Source organism: Hymenobacter sp. J193 (assembly GCF_024700075.1).
Taxonomy (GTDB): Bacteria; Bacteroidota; Bacteroidia; order Cytophagales; family Hymenobacteraceae; genus Hymenobacter.
This window is the reverse complement of record NZ_JAJONE010000001.1, coordinates 874,163-888,507: the sequence shown is the minus strand read 5'-3', so window position 1 is coordinate 888,507 and position 14,345 is coordinate 874,163. Positions and strand designations below refer to the sequence as shown.

At 62.1% G+C, this 14,345-nt stretch carries 12 protein-coding genes; 3 read left to right on the top strand and 9 right to left on the bottom strand.

What is annotated here, in order from left to right:
* Positions 1-29: 29 nt before the first annotated feature.
* The 5 genes from LRS06_RS03780 to LRS06_RS03760 form a co-directional block, all read right to left on the bottom strand.
* The gene (locus tag LRS06_RS03780) at positions 30-1,130 is read right to left on the bottom strand and encodes a T9SS type A sorting domain-containing protein (RefSeq protein ID WP_257870252.1); all 1,101 of its coding nucleotides are present in this window, start codon (positions 1,128-1,130) and stop codon (positions 30-32) included.
* A gap of 53 nt (positions 1,131-1,183) precedes the next feature.
* Entirely contained in the window at positions 1,184-2,602 is a 1,419-nt protein-coding gene (locus LRS06_RS03775; protein WP_257870251.1) for a glycoside hydrolase family 30 beta sandwich domain-containing protein, read from the bottom strand.
* Positions 2,603-2,901: 299 nt separating this feature from the next.
* The gene (locus LRS06_RS03770; RefSeq protein WP_257870250.1) at positions 2,902-5,718 is read right to left on the bottom strand and encodes a substrate-binding domain-containing protein; all 2,817 of its coding nucleotides are present in this window, start codon (positions 5,716-5,718) and stop codon (positions 2,902-2,904) included.
* A 193-nt stretch (positions 5,719-5,911) separates the two neighbouring features.
* The gene (locus tag LRS06_RS03765; RefSeq protein WP_257870249.1) at positions 5,912-6,853 is read right to left on the bottom strand and encodes an MBL fold metallo-hydrolase; all 942 of its coding nucleotides are present in this window, start codon (positions 6,851-6,853) and stop codon (positions 5,912-5,914) included.
* Positions 6,854-6,885: 32 nt separating this feature from the next.
* On the bottom strand, positions 6,886-7,227 hold the full coding sequence (locus tag LRS06_RS03760) for a hypothetical protein (protein ID WP_257870248.1): 342 nt from the start codon (positions 7,225-7,227) through the stop codon (positions 6,886-6,888).
* 486 nt (positions 7,228-7,713) lie between these two features.
* Between LRS06_RS03760 and LRS06_RS03755 the strand changes: the two genes are divergently transcribed.
* Both LRS06_RS03755 and LRS06_RS03750 read left to right on the top strand, forming a co-directional pair.
* Positions 7,714-7,992: a KGG domain-containing protein gene (locus LRS06_RS03755; RefSeq protein WP_257870247.1), complete on the top strand. Its 279-nt coding sequence runs from the start codon at positions 7,714-7,716 to the stop codon at positions 7,990-7,992.
* Positions 7,993-8,083: 91 nt separating this feature from the next.
* The gene (locus tag LRS06_RS03750; protein ID WP_257870246.1) at positions 8,084-8,506 is read left to right on the top strand and encodes a hypothetical protein; all 423 of its coding nucleotides are present in this window, start codon (positions 8,084-8,086) and stop codon (positions 8,504-8,506) included.
* A gap of 20 nt (positions 8,507-8,526) precedes the next feature.
* On the opposite strand, the gene LRS06_RS03745 is transcribed toward LRS06_RS03750, so the two are convergent.
* The 3 genes from LRS06_RS03745 to LRS06_RS03735 form a co-directional block, all read right to left on the bottom strand.
* The gene (locus tag LRS06_RS03745) at positions 8,527-9,414 is read right to left on the bottom strand and encodes a cyanophycinase (protein WP_257870245.1); all 888 of its coding nucleotides are present in this window, start codon (positions 9,412-9,414) and stop codon (positions 8,527-8,529) included.
* Positions 9,415-9,705: 291 nt separating this feature from the next.
* Positions 9,706-10,164 carry a carboxypeptidase-like regulatory domain-containing protein gene (locus tag LRS06_RS03740; RefSeq protein ID WP_257870244.1) on the bottom strand — a complete coding sequence of 153 codons (459 nt, stop codon included), beginning with the start codon at positions 10,162-10,164 and terminating at the stop codon, positions 9,706-9,708.
* Positions 10,165-10,206: 42 nt separating this feature from the next.
* Positions 10,207-10,656, bottom strand: coding sequence for a hypothetical protein (locus LRS06_RS03735; RefSeq protein WP_257870243.1), 450 nt, complete (start codon positions 10,654-10,656; stop codon positions 10,207-10,209).
* A gap of 335 nt (positions 10,657-10,991) precedes the next feature.
* On the opposite strand from LRS06_RS03735, the gene LRS06_RS03730 reads away from it, so the two are divergent.
* Positions 10,992-11,729, top strand: a complete 738-nt coding sequence (locus LRS06_RS03730) for a LytTR family DNA-binding domain-containing protein (RefSeq protein WP_257870242.1) — start codon at positions 10,992-10,994, stop codon at positions 11,727-11,729.
* A 12-nt stretch (positions 11,730-11,741) separates the two neighbouring features.
* Here the strand turns inward: LRS06_RS03730 and LRS06_RS03725 are convergent, their stop codons facing one another.
* On the bottom strand, positions 11,742-14,063 hold the full coding sequence (locus tag LRS06_RS03725) for an ATP-binding protein (protein ID WP_257870241.1): 2,322 nt from the start codon (positions 14,061-14,063) through the stop codon (positions 11,742-11,744).
* Positions 14,064-14,345 lie beyond the last annotated feature (282 nt).

Sequence of the window (14,345 nt, the reverse complement as noted above, 5' to 3'; positions counted from 1 at the left end):
AGCTGTTCCGGCCGCGCCCGGCTACTGTACTAATCAACCAGTACGCGGTGCGTGCTTAGTTGCGTGCCTACCTGAAGCGTGACCGTGTAAGCACCCTGCCGGAGCTGGCGGAGCGGCGCCAACGCCACCGACTGCGCGCCCGGGGCCTGCGTAGCCGAGAGCAAGTTCAGAACCTTCTGACCTAGGGCGTTATACACGGATACCTGTACCGGCGCCTGGCTGGGTACGCTGTAGGAGAGGCGGCTGCTGGCAGCTACCGGGTTTGGGTACAGCGCGGCCTTGAGCGCTGCCGTGGCCGAGCGGCTGGCCAATACGCCCGTGCCTACCTGGTAGGTGTAGAACTGCTTGCCGGGAATAGCACTGAAGTCAGGGTTGATGCCCAGGGCAGTGGTCTGGCCGGTAATCGTCGGCAGCACATCGGAGTTGAAGCTTTTGAAGTCATCAATGTAAGCCACCATCATCTGGAGTTTGTCGCCCATCTCCGCCCCGCCGATAGCCGACAGCGGAATTTCGAATTCCCAACCCGTGCTGGTATTGGCGGCCACGCTGCCCGTCGCGCTGGTCTGATAAGCGGTAGTTGCTTTGGCAGGGTCATTGACGACATCCGTGGTCAGCGTGCCGTCTTTTCTGCCTGCACCCATCCCCACTTCGTCGTAGGGCATTTTGGTGTAATCCACCCGGCTGAGGTAGATGGCATTATTTTCATTCCGGAAGGGTGAAGTGGTGCAGCGGAAGGCATAGTCTACTTCCATATCCAGGGTCGGGCGCTGGCGCAACGACTCCCGGCCATCGTTGCCTCCGTTAGTGCTGCCGGGCAGCTGGGTGTTGGCCGCGATGCCCGTCTTGTTAGGCGTATCCAAGTATAACACCAGTGAGTTGTAGCCATCGATTTCGGCAGAGGCAACAACCATGACGTTCAGGGTGGTAGCCGTGGTGCCCACGTACAGGGCTTTCAGGCCCCGGTCAGTTATGGAGTGGGCCCCGGTGTAGGTGCCTACCAGCTGGTACTTGCCTTGGCCAGTACCAACTTCATTGGCATCGAGGGTGCCGTTTACGGTGAACTGGGCCTGGGCCCCCAGGGAGGTGGCCATCAGGGCGGCAACTGCAGAAAGGGTAAAGATTTTTTTCATGGGAATTTGGTAAAAGGGGTGAAGGTGAAAAAGATAAAGGGGATGTGAAATGATTACCAGACGTAAGTGCCCACCGCGCCGGCGCCCAGTGTGGAGGAAAACACACGGCCCTGATGGCGCACCGCAAAGGTTTGCGGGCTGGCGTTGTCGTTCTGCACCACCAGCACCCGCTGGCCGCTTGGGGACCGGAAGGCCACATTGGGCAGCTTCTCGGGCGTGGTGGAGGCAATGCGCACCGAGCCGGGCCGGGCAAACTTACTGGCGTGGGCAATGATGTAGTAGGCATCTTCGCGGGTCACCTTGTCGCCGTCCAGGGTGAGTGCGCCCCGGCACTCGGTGCAGCCACCGGGCGTGTGCGGGTTCTGTTGCAGGTCGGCGGCCAGGTTCCACTCCAGCACCGTGCGGGCCCAGTTGCGCGTGGCCCCGATGATGAGGGTGCGCACGTGCCAGGGCAGGTTTTCGGCGAAGTTGCTTTTCGAGCCCACCCACTGCTCCGTGAAGTACAGGTTCTTGTCGGGGTGGGCGTCGTGCACTTTGCTCAGGGCTTCGATGGGGCCGCCGTAGAGGTGAAAGGCCGAGCCATCCACGTACTGCTTGGCTTCGGGGTCGTTGAGGATGCTGATGGGGTAGTCGGGCCGGTCGGCGTTGTGGTCGTAAACTATAATCTTAGTATCGATTTTCGCCGCCTTAAAGGCCGGGCCCAGGTGCTTCTTGATAAACTCCGCCTGCTGCTCCGCCAGCATCAGCAGGCTGGGGTTGTTGCCGGGGTGCAGGGGCTCATTCTGGATAGTAATGGCGTCGATGCGCACCCCCTCGGCCTTCATGCCTTGGATGTACTTCACGAAATACTGGGCGTAAGCCGGATAAAACTCCGGCTTCAGGGAGCCGCCCTTGGAGCTTTCATTGGTTTTCATCCACGGCGGCGGCGACCAGGGCGAGCCCATCAGCTTGAGGCTGGGGTTGATAGCCAGGATTTCCTTGAGTACGGGCAGCAGGTGCTCCCGGTCGGGGGCGAGGCTGAACTTGCTGAGCGTGGGGTCGGTCTGCCCGGCGGGCAGGTCGTTGTAGCTGAACACCTGCGCATCCAGGTCGGAGGCGCCGATGCTCAGGCGTAGGTAGCTCACCCCAATGCTGGTGCCCGCCGTACCAAACAGCTCCTGCAATAGGGTTTTGCGGGCAGCCGGGCTCATAGCGTGCAGCAGCTGGGCACTGCCGCCCGTAAGGCAGTAGCCGAATCCGTCGATGGGCTGAAACGTTTGCTGCTCGTCTACCTCAATAACCGGGGTAGTCAGCGTGGCCGCCTCCGAGCCAAAGCCCAGTGGCGTAGCCTGGCGCTGAAACAGCGCCGACTTATCCGGGTTGGTCAGCCAGAACTCCACCGATTTGGCAGTGCCCGTGGATGGGCGCTGGCAGCCGGAAGTCAGACTCAGCCCCAGGAGCAGGGCCGTGGCAAGGGAAGGAAGGCGAAACATGCGGGGAAGGGCGGGATGGGGAAGCAAGGCAATAACGGTTTTCAAATCTGGGCGTGGCCGGCAAAGGCTGACCAGCTGAAAACCGGATTCGGGGAAGTAATGGAATGACGGAAGCATCCTTCTTTTCCAAACTGTCCGCCACGAAGTTCCGCATACTGCCGGAGAATGACTTGCATATTCATATCAAAAAGCAGTAAAGATGAATTATTTTATAACAAACTGATATACAAAATTATAAAAACAAAAACAGGCTCATTATTGAGCCTGTTTTCAAATTTATTGCACGAAAATGTTGTGCTTTAAGCGTGCGGGGCGCTGTGCAGTGCCCGGAACTCCGAAGGCGAAATCTGGTAGCGGGCTTTAAAGGAAGTGGAGAAGTAGGAGGGCGAGGAGAATCCCAGCTCGTAGGCCACATCGGTAATGCTGAGGGTATCATCTACCAGCAGCTCCCGGGCTTTGGCCAGGCGCCGGCCCTGAATGAAATCGGATACGCCGGTGCCCAGCACTGCTTTGATTTTGCGGTAGAGCTGCATGCGCGAGATGCCCAGGCCGCGGGCCACATCTTCCACGTTCAGGGTGGGCTGGGCCAGCTGCGCTTCCACCACGGCCGTCAGGTCGGTGAGAAATTTCTGGTCGGGGTCGGAGGCGGGTGTGGCCTCCATATCTACCAGCAGCTCCCGGCGGAAATGCTCCCGCTGCCGGGCGCGGTTACCCAGGAGCGTCCGCACGCTTTCCAGCAGGAAGGCCGGGTTGAAGGGCTTGGTCAGGTACACATCGGCCCCGGCCTGCACGCCCTCCACCTGCTGCTCGGGGGCATTGCGGGCCGTGAGCAGCACCACCGGAATGTGCGAGGTGCGCCAGTCGGCCTTCAGCTGGGCTACTACTTCCAGCCCGCTCAGGCCGGGCATCATCACGTCGCAGACTACCAGGTCGGGAATGAGGTCGGTGGCCATGCGCAGGCCGCTGGCCCCGTCGGTGGCCGTCTGCACCCGGAAGTGAGGCCGCAGCTTGCGGGCCAGGAAGCTGTTGACCTCGGGGTTGTCCTCAATCACCAGCACCAGCGTATCCAACCCGCTTTCCGGGCCGGCCGCCGGATCCGGAGAAGCCAGTTCGGGCAGCGACTCCGGCTCATCCAGGGCAAAAACTGTGGGGCTGACCGGCTCGGTCGAGCGCAGTGCTTCGGGTAGCTCCCGGGGCAGGGTTACGACAAACGTGCTGCCCTGGCCCGGCTGACTGCTGAACGTGAGTTGGCCCTGGTGCAGGCGGGTGAGGCCCTGGGCCAGCGCCAGCCCCATGCCCGAGCCCTTGGCCACAGCGCTCTGGTCACCCTGGTAAAACCACTCGAAGATGTGGGCCCGGTCCTGGTCGCTGATACCCCGGCCGGTGTCGGCCACGCTCACGCACAGGTAGCGGCCATCGGCCGCAGCCTCCACGCTGATGGTGATAACGCCCTGATCCGGCGTAAACTTCAGGGCATTGGAAAGCAGGTTGAAGAAGACCTTGTCGAGGATATTGCCGTCAAACCAGCCTTTCAGTTCGGGCTCCGGGGCCTGAAAGCACAGCTCCACGCTTCGTTGGCGGGCCGGCCGCTCGAAGGCATCCACAATTTCGCGCACAAAGGTCACGAGGTTTCCCTCATTGGCACGCACGGCCATCTTGCCGACTTCAATCTTGCGGAAATCGAGCAGCTGATTAACCAGTTGCAGCAGCCGCTGCGTGTTGCGGCGCACCAAGCCCAGGTCGTGGCGCTGGGTGGCCGTGAGGTCGGAGGAGCTGGTGAGCAATTCCTCCACGGGCCCTAGAATGAGAGTGAGCGGGGTGCGCAACTCATGAGAAAAGTTGGTAAAGAAGCGCAGCTTGGCCTCCGTATCGGTGCGGGCCTGCGCCGCCAGGGTTTCGAGCTGGTTGCGCTGCTGCCGGATTTCCTCGTTTTGGCTGACTAGTTGGTGGTTGATGGCGTCGATTTCGGCGTTCTGCCGGGCCAGCTGCTGGTTTACCTGCCGGTTTTTACGCGCTGAGCGCCAGGCCACGCCGCCCAGCAAAATGGCTCCGAGCAGGGTGGCCAGCAGCCCGTACAGCACCGTGCGCTGGCTGGCATACGTGGCCCGCAACGACTGCAATAGACCCTGCTGGCGCAGGATGTCCTGCTGCTGGCTGGCCATTTTATCGGTTTGCTGCTGTAAGGTGCGCACGTTGGTGGAGTCGATAACGAGCGTGCCGAGCGTGTTCTCGCGGCGGTAGGGCTGGCGGCGCAGGATGCTTAGGGCTGTGCGCATGGCTTCCTCGCCGCCGGGAGCGTACAGGATAGAGGCGTCCAGTAAGCCGCGCCGCACCAGATCAAGTCCTTCATTGGGCCCGGCAAGGCCATCAACCCCAACGATTTTGATCTGCCGCTCCCGCCCAAGCTCCCGGCACACTTCGGCGGCCCCGCGGGCCATACCATCGTTATGAGCAAACAGCAGGGAAACTTCCGGGTGAGCCTTGAGCAACGTGCGCAAAGCCGGTTTCACGGTATTCACGGTCCAGTCGCCTTCTACCTGGCCCACGGAGCGGATGCCAGGGTAAGCTGCCAGCGCCTGCACAAACCCCTGGTGCCGCTCGGCGGTGGCTGAGGAGCCGGGCGTACCCAGCACCTCGGCTACGTAGCCGCGCTGCCGGAGCAGGCTCGCCGCGTAGCGAGCCGCCGTCTTGCCTATTTCCAGGTTGTCGCCGCCGACGTAGGCCGTGTAGCGGGGCGAGGCCGTGCGCCGGTCGAGCAGCACCACGGGCACGCCTTGGGCAATGGCTTCCTCCACGGCGGGCGTCACCGGCCCGGCTTCGTAGGGCGACACGATAAGCAAATCCACGCCCTCGCGCAGCAGTTGCCGAATCTGCTGCTGCTGCACCTGACTGTTGTCGTTGGCGTTCAGCATCCGTAGCGCAACCTCGGGGTGGAAGCTCAGCTCCCGCTCCATGCCCGCCAGCATAGCCTGGCGCCAAGGCCCATTGGTGCTGCACTGCGAAAAGCCAATGCGGTAGCGTGGGGCCGGTGCCTGGCGGCTGCAGCTGCTGAGCAACAGCACCGCAACGGCCAGCAACAGCCCGCTCAGCCAACCCGATATTCTTTGTGTATTCAAGCAGAAAGCAGCGGCGCGGGAAAACGGGACCGGCCACACCAATCAAATATACAACGCCCGGGCAAGAAAAGACGCCACTGCCGGGTATGTTGGCAGTGGCACCGCTGACTTTAAGGGCGGGCCTTAATCATTGGGTATAAATGAAGTGCCGGGGGTAAGTATGCCAACGGCAAACTAATGCCTTGCTGCCACTCTACCGGCGCCGTCGGCTGAGCAGCCACAGCAAGCCGCCAGCCACGCCCAGCCCGGCAACCCAGACCGGGTCCACGCGCAGGTTGCGCGGGGGCACGTACGTCACGCCCGTTTCATCGGCCTGGGCCGGCTTACCCACGTAGCGGCCGTGCCGGGGCACCGCTTGCTGCTCGAAGTGCTCAGCTAGCTCAGCCAGCTCACTGCGTAACTCCTGGCCGCGCATCGGAATACCATGGCCGGTAGCGGCTACCGTGGGCTGCAGGGCAGCCAACAGCCGCACCGAGCGGGCGGCCTGCGGCCAGTCGGGCGTGAAGTAGGCCGGGGGGCCGTGTACTTCCTGCTGCTGGGTGAGCGTAGCCGTGCCCGACTCGGCCTTTACCGTCACGAAAGCGTCGCCGGCCAGCAGCACGCGGCTTTCCTCCTGAAAAAAGGAAACGTGGCCGGCGGTATGGCCCGGTGTAGCCACCCAGCGCCAGCCGGGCAGGTGGGGCACGGTGCCATCGGCGGGCAGCGGGTGCACGCGGGAGCCCAAATCAAGCGGCTGTTTGGGATACAGAAACGACATGGCGGCCATAGCCCCGCCGCCCACGGTAGGATCGGGCGGGGGGTAGGCCGAGCGGCCGGTCAGGTAGGGCAGTTCCAGGGTATGGGCGTAAACCGGCACGTCGGGCCAGCGCTTCAGTAGATGAGGCAGGGCGCCTACATGGTCGAAGTGGCCGTGCGTGAGCAGAATGGCAGTTGGCGGGGTATCGGGCCCAAATAGTTGGGCGGCCTCCTGCTCAACCCTGGACCCGGAACCCGGCAGGCCCGCATCCACGAGCACCCAGGCCGTAGGGCTGGTTTGCAGGTAGTACAGATTGGCAAAGACGTTGCGCAGGCCCCATAGCCCGGGTACTACCGGAAAAAGGGCCGGCGTGTTGGCGCGGTTGGCGGAAACGGACATAAAAAGCTGAATCAAAGTGAGAAACGCGGGGCCTAGCGGTTGTCGGCAGCGGGCGTAGTTGTTTCAACGGAGCCGCCATAGTTGCTGCCGCTACCGGCAGAAGCACCGGCATCAGCCGACGTACTGCCAGTTCTGGTTGAGCCACCCGTGCTGGCTGATTGCTCCTCCAGCGTGCCGGCCCCGGCCTGGGTGCTCATGCCCGTAGAGTCGGCCGATACGGCGTCACTGCCATTGATGTCGGCGCTGCCGTTACCGTCCAGATCGGCCGTGCGGGCATCTGAGGAATTCTGCGGGTCGCCCGAGCCGCAGGCGCTGAAGGAAAGCAGGGCGCCCAGCAGCGCCGCGGAAAGAAGAGGAAAGCGAAACGTGCGCATAAAAGGAGAAGGAAACGGCCGCGGAGGTGCGGCCGGCTTTTCACTGGTATACGGTCATTTTTCGGGCGTTATAGCAGAAAATCATAAGGGTTAATCGGTATTTATTCCTGAAAAACCCGGAGCGGGAAATACGGACAAGCTAACATGGTCGCCAAGGGGCGCGTAGCAGTTAGGGCTGAAAAAGAGCCAAGCCACTGGCCTGGAGCTGCAGCGGACGGCCTCAAACGGCTGCGAAACTCAGCATTCACAATAGGAGCCCAAGTGCCGGGCAAACTCTCGGTAATACGACCCAACGCCAAGACAGCAGGGCTTAGCTGAACAGTACGGGTCTTTCGCGAAGCCTCCGTATAAACCCCGTCAGTAAGCTCCGGATAAGTCGGTAATTTGGCTGGATTCGGCGTTTTTAATGGGTCAGAGAGCAACGATAAATCACAGTAATAGCGTAGCATAGGGCAGTTGAACCAATCATCTACCTTGCTTAGTCCCATGGCACTAACCCAAAACACTCAGCGCGCCGGAACTGCTCCGGCTACCCGCAAAACCACCTCGGCTACCGCTCCGGCCGCCAAGAAAACCAGCATGCGGGGTTTTGCCTCCATGGACCCCGAAACGCAGCGCCGCATTGCCAGTGAAGGCGGCCGGGCATCGCACCTGAGTGGCCGCGGCCACCAGTGGACGTCGGAAGAAGCCCGGGCCGCTGGCCGGAAAGGTGGCCAGGCCAGCCGCACCCAGCCGGCCGCTGCTAAGGCCGCCGGAACGCGCTAGGGCCGCTACCAAAGTCGTGCAATTGCAGCCCCGGAGGATTTCTTCGGGGCTGTTGTGTCTCTGTCTTTTCTCACCCGTATTCCTTCTGCTGATGTCGCAATTACGCTATGCCTGGTACTGCTGCCCGCACAGAGGCGCGCTGGTACAGTTCGCGTTGTTTTTTCGCCGCCGCTGCGTGGCGCAATGGGTGCTGCCCCACAACGGCCCCGGGCATAGAGCGGGGGCACCCGCTAAAGGTGTATGTCTGGAAACCTCAGACGATTTGTCGGCCGCCACGCCACTAGCCAGTGGTTGCTGCTCACTCGTAAACCAAGCCAGCCCCATCACTGCCAGCGTGCTACGTCAGGCGCTGGCTTCGGGCAAGCTCATGGTGCACTTGCAGGATGAGGTTTCGGGCGGCAGCAAAACGTACTCACTTATTCGGATGCAAGCCAGCGGAAAAGCCTGGCTGCTGGGCCCGGTTACGTATCAGCCCCGGCTCACGGGCACTGAGCACCAGACCATTCCGGCCTAACTCGCGTGCTCCGGGGCAGCTCAGGCGTATAGCCGGGGCGCGGTAGGCAGGGTGTACCGCTCGCCACTGGCCAGCAGATGCAGCTGGATACCCCGCATGGTAAAAGGTGTATTGGGCGCTATTTCGTGAATATTGGTTGAGCTGCACGCCCGCGCATCCAGGATAACAGCCATGCCGCTGCCCAGCACTTCCAGCTCCCGGCCCTCCGTCACCAGCACGGCCGTGTCTTCTTCCAGCCCCAGGCCAATGCACGCCGGGTTGGTGGCTAGGATCTGCGCCATTCGTACCATGCGTCCCCGGGCAATAAAGTGCGTATCAACGGCCACATCGTGGAGCAGTTCCAGACCCGTAGTGATGTGGATTTCGCCCTTCAGAAAGCCGGCATCGTCGCGGCCCTGGTAAATCATGGGCGTCGACATAGCGGTGGCCCCGGCGCTGGTGCCGGCAATGATCAGGGCATCGTGGGCGTAGCGGGCCCGCAGGCGCTGCTGCAGCGCGGTACCGCCCAGCAGGGCCGTAAGCCGCAGCTGGTCGCCACCCGTGAAGAGGACGCCGCCGGCCTGGTCCAGCAGCTTAAGATTGGCTTCGTCGTTGGCCTCGGCCCGCGTGCGGATGTCAAGCACTTCTATAGCCGGGCCGTGCAGCTTCTGAAATACCCGTTGATAGTCATGAGCCGAGCCGCGGGGCTCACCCGACGCCGTAGGAACGACCACGAGCGGGCCGCGTTTGCCAACCTCATCGGCCAGGCGCTGCAGAATGGTTTCGGGTGCAAAGTTTTCGTTCAGCGCCGATTCATCGGCGGGCTCCGGCGACTGGCCTTTGTCTTCGTGCCCGCCAATGAGCAGCAGCTTTCCGGTAGGATAAGGGCAGGAGGGTAGATTGTGAGAAGAACGTTTTTTGGTGGGCATAGCAAGCGAAGCGGGAAAAGACGAGTATAGAGCCAACAAGCTTCAACACAGATCCTGCATACGCTGACATATCAGGCATGTTGGCCTGCATATAGCCGCTCGGCTTTCCTTGTTTGGGTTTTCATGGAATAAAAATCAGAAATACAGCCGCTTGTGTAGGCCTTAGCAGGTCCGTTACTACTGGAATCTGCTCATGTTCTACAGTGCGCCTTAAACCCTGCAAAGAGTAAAGCCGGCGTGATACCACGCCGGCTTTACTCTTTGCAAGAAGGTATATAGAAGAAGCAGCGGCTATTCCTGGGTAGTGGCGGCGCGTAGGGCGAAGTACACGCCATTGGGCTGGCTACCGGTGTTCAACTGCATGGTTTGTTGGGTGCAGCCGCGGGAAGCGCAGCTCAGCGAAACCGGCCCGCTGGTAGGCAGCGTGAGGGCAAAGTCACCTTTGGAGTTGGTGCGCACCTGCTCCTGGCTGCCTACGGCCCATACCAACGCGCCAGCCAGCGGCATCCCATCGGTGCCCACCACCGTGCCCGTCAGAAGGGTAGGCGCTTCGTAGTAGACTGTGGCCGGGGCATCACGCTTCAGGGGCTGCAGGGCGCGGCGCAGCAGCCCGCGCGTGAAGTGCCGGAGCGTGCTGTGGCCGGTCACGACGGGCGTAGCTGAGGTGCCGGGCCCATCGGCCGCCACAGAGGTAGAAAAAGCCAGTGACAGGATGAAAGCAGTGAGAGCGAGGGTGCGGAGGAGTTGCATAGCAGGAGCGTAGAAAAACGGCAGAGTCGGATGGGAAAAGGGCTATTGGGCGCTGCCGAGGGCAAGCAAATCGGCGGCGGGCTGGCGCTCCTCCAGAAAGCGGAAGGAACTGTACTGGCCGGGGGTGAGGATGCGCAGCATGGCCACGTCGTACTGCTGCATGGTGTGGGCAATGCCGGGCAGTGCCAGCAGCGTTTCATCATCAGCCAGCAGAGGCATAACCTCCGGCTGCTCGCCGGCTTGCTCCAGCTGCTGCAGCTTGGCCAGCGTAGCCTTCTGCACGGCCATGGCCTGCGTGTGGGAAAGGCGCAGCACATCCGTGAAAAAGGCTGTTACCCGCAGCGCCCGGTTGCTCACCTGATATGAATAAGGGGCCGGCGCTACAAACTCTTTGTCCTGCAGACCTTTTGAATGACCCGTGCCCGTGCCAGCGGCCATAGCCGAGCCATTGAGGAGAAACAACACGAGGGCGAGAGTATAGAGCTTTTTCATGGCGAAGAGTGAAGCGGGTGTGAGTGCTGGTCGAGCTGGAAGACGATGTAAACTTAGAGCGGCCCGCAGCGCCGTGTCGGGTTTTTGTCTCAACGGTCTGCCGGCCTGTGCGAATGGCCGCTTTTTCTATCTGAATAGAATTCGGGCTTTTCGGGCGGCCGTTCCCGGCATCTGGTCGGGCCGTTGGGCCGCTTCACCGAATCTACGGTTGAGTTTTTCGCGGCTCACCTACCTTCGTCAGCAACCGGCGCAGAATGCAAATCTGCTTTCCAATAGCACAACGTCTGCGCTCCGGCCGCTCGCCCTCCCTGCCCTCTCTTACCACACCTGTTTGCATGCCCCCTTTCTCACCGCTTACCTGCGTCATCGTCGATGACAATGAAATCAACCGCCTCACGCTGGAGCACATGGTGGAGCTTACGCCTACGCTCACGCTGGCAGCCTCCCTGCCCGGCAGTGTAGAAGCCCTTCAATACTTTAGCCAGGGCAAACAAGCTGATTTGTTGTTGCTGGACATCGAAATGCCCCTCCTCTCGGGGCTGGAGCTGGCCCGCCTGCTGCCCAAGCCGCCACCCGCTATAGTAGTCGTCACGAGCCACCGCGACTTTGCCGTGGATGCCTTCGAGCTACAGGCGGCCGACTACCTGGTAAAGCCCGTGGACCTGGCCCGCTTCAGCCAGGCCGTGGCCCGCGTGCTGGAGCTGCGCCGCCTTACCGACCAAGCTGCCAGCGCCCCCGACGGCGGTCTGGTGGAGCCCCAGGGCTCGGAGCTGTTCGTGAAAGTGGGCCCGCGCATGGTCCGCCTCGACTTCGAGGACGTGCTTTATATTGAAGCCCTGTCGACGTACTCCGTGCTGGTAACCAAAACCCAGAAGCATATTGTATACCTCACGCTCAAGGCCATTGCTGAGCGGCTGCCCTTCGCGCACTTTGCGCGGGTGCACCGCAGCTACGTGGTAAATACGCGCCGCATCGAGGCCATTGAGGATAATATGCTCAAGCTCGGCAGCTATGAGGTACCGGTAGGCAAATCGTACCAGGACGACTTTTTCAAGACGCTCCGCGGACTATAGGCTTCGTCAGCCTTACTCCGCAGGCAGCTCCCGGGGTAGCTGCTGTAGTGCCCGGCGCAGCTGGGTGCCCAGGCGTGCCATGGCGGCGTGGCGGGCCGGCTCCGCATCGGCGGCGGCTTGCTGCAGCTGCTGCACGGCCTCGTCAATGCCGGGCACACCCAGCGCCTCCAGGTTGGGCTTGATGTGATGCATCAGCGCGGCTACCTGCTGCCAGTCGCCGGCGGTGGCGGCGGTTTCCAGCTGGGCCAGGCTGACGGGCATATTCGTCAGGAAGGAACGAATGATCTTCACCACGAAAGTTTCGCGGCCGTGAGCCAGGGCGCGTAGCTTGTCCAGGTTGTAGGCTGGGGCGGCGGCGGGCCTCTGCTTGCTGATGAGCTGCTCCAGCTGGTGGTAGAGCTTGGCTTCCTCGAACGGCTTGGTTAAGCAGGCATCCATGCCGGCGGCCAGGTACCGGTCGTTGTCGGCCCGGAAGGCGTTGGCCGTGAGGGCCAGAATGGGCAGCTGGGCTTTGGTAGTGTCGGGCAGCTGCCGGATAATGGCGGTGGCCTCCAGCCCGCTCATGCCCGGCATCTGAATGTCCATCAGGATGATGTCGTAGCTATTTTGGTGCAGCAGTTCCAGGCCCAGCGGCCCGTTTTCGGCCTCATCTACGTGCATTCCCCACTCTTCCAGCAGCAGGCGGGCCACTTCCCGGTTGATTTCGTTGTCTTCGAACAGCAGTACTCGCCGCCCGCGCAACGCGCCCTGGTCCACCACGGCCGTCTCCGCGGCTTGGGGCGCGCCCTGGGCCCGGGGCAGGGGCAGGGTAAAGGAAAACGTGCTGCCTTTGCCCACTTCGCTTTTCAGCCGCAGCGTGCCGCCTAGCTGCTCTACCAGCGCCCGCGAAATACTCAGGCCCAGCCCCGTGCCGCCAAAGCGGCGCGTCGTATCGGCATAAGCCTGGGTGAAGCCCTCGAAGATGCGGGCCTGCTGCTCCGGCGCAATGCCGATGCCGGTGTCTTCCACCGTTACTTCCACCGTGAGCGTGTCGTCGGTGCTGGCTATTTCGCGGGCAATGACGATGACGCGGCCCCCTGGCTCGGTGAACTTGATGGCGTTGCTGACCAGGTTGAGCAGAATCTGGTTGAGGCGGTACGGGTCGCCAAGCACCCAGGGGTAGGAGCAGGAGTTGCGCAGCGGCGTACCGGCCACGATGATGCCTTTCTCGGTGGCCTGATGCACCAGCGGCTGCAGGGCCTGCGCAAAGGAGTCGCAAAGGTTGAAGGCGGTTTGCTCCAGCTCCAGCTTGCCGGAGGTGATTTTAGCCATGTCCAGCACATCATTGATAATGCTGAGCAGGTGCTGGCCCGAGGTGCGGATGATGCCCAGCAGCTCCTGCTGGCGACTGTCGAGGCGGGTTTTGCCCAGCTGTGCGGTCATGCCCAGCACCCCGTTCATAGGCGTGCGGATTTCGTGACTCATGTTGGCCAGAAAGTTTTCCCGGGCCTTCACGGCCGCTTCGGCTTCTTCCTTGGCCCGCTGCATTTCCTGCTCGGCCTGCACCCGCGCCGTAATATTGACGAGGTACACGTTGGCAAAGCCCTCCTGTGGAAACGGCACCGTGTAAGCCGCAAAATGGCCCCGCGCCACGGCCAGATCCACCTGCCGGGCCGCATTCTGGGCAATGGCTCCCGCGGCCAGCCCCTGCGCGGCGGCCAGCAGATACTCCGCTTCCTCCGGGCTGAGCTCTTGACCCAGCACTTCGGCCGCCTTGTTGCGGTAGATAGCCTGCCCCGCCAGATCAAGCCGGAAGATGGGGTTGGGATTCTGGGCCGGAATGCTGGCTACCGACTGCAGCTGACGAGTTAGGCGGTGGTGCTCGGTTACATCGCGCAGGCAGATGAGCACTGTAGTAGGGGCATCAGGCGTTTCCCGGACCGGCAGAAAGTCGCGCGCCAGCAGCCGGCCGTCGGTCAGCTCGATCAGCTCATTGTACACTGGCTGACCGGCGCGGAGTAGCTCGGGCAGGCGGCGCATGAAGGCTTCGGGGCGCACCAGCAGGGACCGAAAGCGCTGGACCAAAATGGGCCAGGACTGCCCCACCCACTGACTGGCCGGCAGCGGCAGGTCCCACAGGTGGCAGATCTGGTCGTTGAGCAGGACCAGCGTGCCGGCCGCATCCAGCAAAGCCACCCCTTCCGGCAGCTGATTCAGCAGCAGCGCCAGGCGCTTGTTGAGCAGGGCTTGGTCCGGGGCGGCTTGCTCCAGGGCCCGCTCCAACTCCTGAATGCGCTGGTGGGCCTGGGCAAGATCGGCAGGAAAAGAAACCGGGCTGAGGGCAGAGGCGGCCATAGGACAAGACACAGAAAGGGAGCTTCACCGAAAGTACAGGAATAGGAAAGTTCTTAGCGCCGGCCTTAGGTGAACGGGCGCTTTTTCTGGCTGAACGGGTGCTTTTCCTGTGCCAATGTCGGGCGCCTGCCAAGCTCCGGCCGCAACACGGCGGCTCGGAATGCAGTATGCGGTTGCGGTCCGCGCCAGCTCAACCGTTATGTATGGGACCTTTGCCCGGATTGTGCTGCCTGCGCTGTCTGCGTGATGTCAGTCTCCTGCATATCCAGCTCACTCATCCGC

Excerpts from the sequence above, each read along its gene's own strand:
- LRS06_RS03780 (WP_257870252.1), bottom strand. The coding sequence starts at position 1,130 with ATGAAAAAAATCTTTACCCTTTCTGCAGTTGCCGCCCTGATGGCCACC.
- LRS06_RS03775 (WP_257870251.1), bottom strand. The coding sequence starts at position 2,602 with ATGTTTCGCCTTCCTTCCCTTGCCACGGCCCTGCTCCTGGGGCTGAGT.
- LRS06_RS03765 (WP_257870249.1), bottom strand. The coding sequence starts at position 6,853 with ATGTCCGTTTCCGCCAACCGCGCCAACACGCCGGCCCTTTTTCCGGTA.
- LRS06_RS03760 (WP_257870248.1), bottom strand. The coding sequence starts at position 7,227 with ATGCGCACGTTTCGCTTTCCTCTTCTTTCCGCGGCGCTGCTGGGCGCC.
- LRS06_RS03755 (WP_257870247.1), top strand. The coding sequence starts at position 7,714 with ATGGCACTAACCCAAAACACTCAGCGCGCCGGAACTGCTCCGGCTACC.
- LRS06_RS03750 (WP_257870246.1), top strand. The coding sequence starts at position 8,084 with ATGTCGCAATTACGCTATGCCTGGTACTGCTGCCCGCACAGAGGCGCG.
- LRS06_RS03745 (WP_257870245.1), bottom strand. The coding sequence starts at position 9,414 with ATGCCCACCAAAAAACGTTCTTCTCACAATCTACCCTCCTGCCCTTAT.
- LRS06_RS03740 (WP_257870244.1), bottom strand. The coding sequence starts at position 10,164 with ATGCAACTCCTCCGCACCCTCGCTCTCACTGCTTTCATCCTGTCACTG.
- LRS06_RS03735 (WP_257870243.1), bottom strand. The coding sequence starts at position 10,656 with ATGAAAAAGCTCTATACTCTCGCCCTCGTGTTGTTTCTCCTCAATGGC.
- LRS06_RS03730 (WP_257870242.1), top strand. The coding sequence starts at position 10,992 with ATGCCCCCTTTCTCACCGCTTACCTGCGTCATCGTCGATGACAATGAA.
- LRS06_RS03725 (WP_257870241.1), bottom strand. The coding sequence starts at position 14,063 with ATGGCCGCCTCTGCCCTCAGCCCGGTTTCTTTTCCTGCCGATCTTGCC.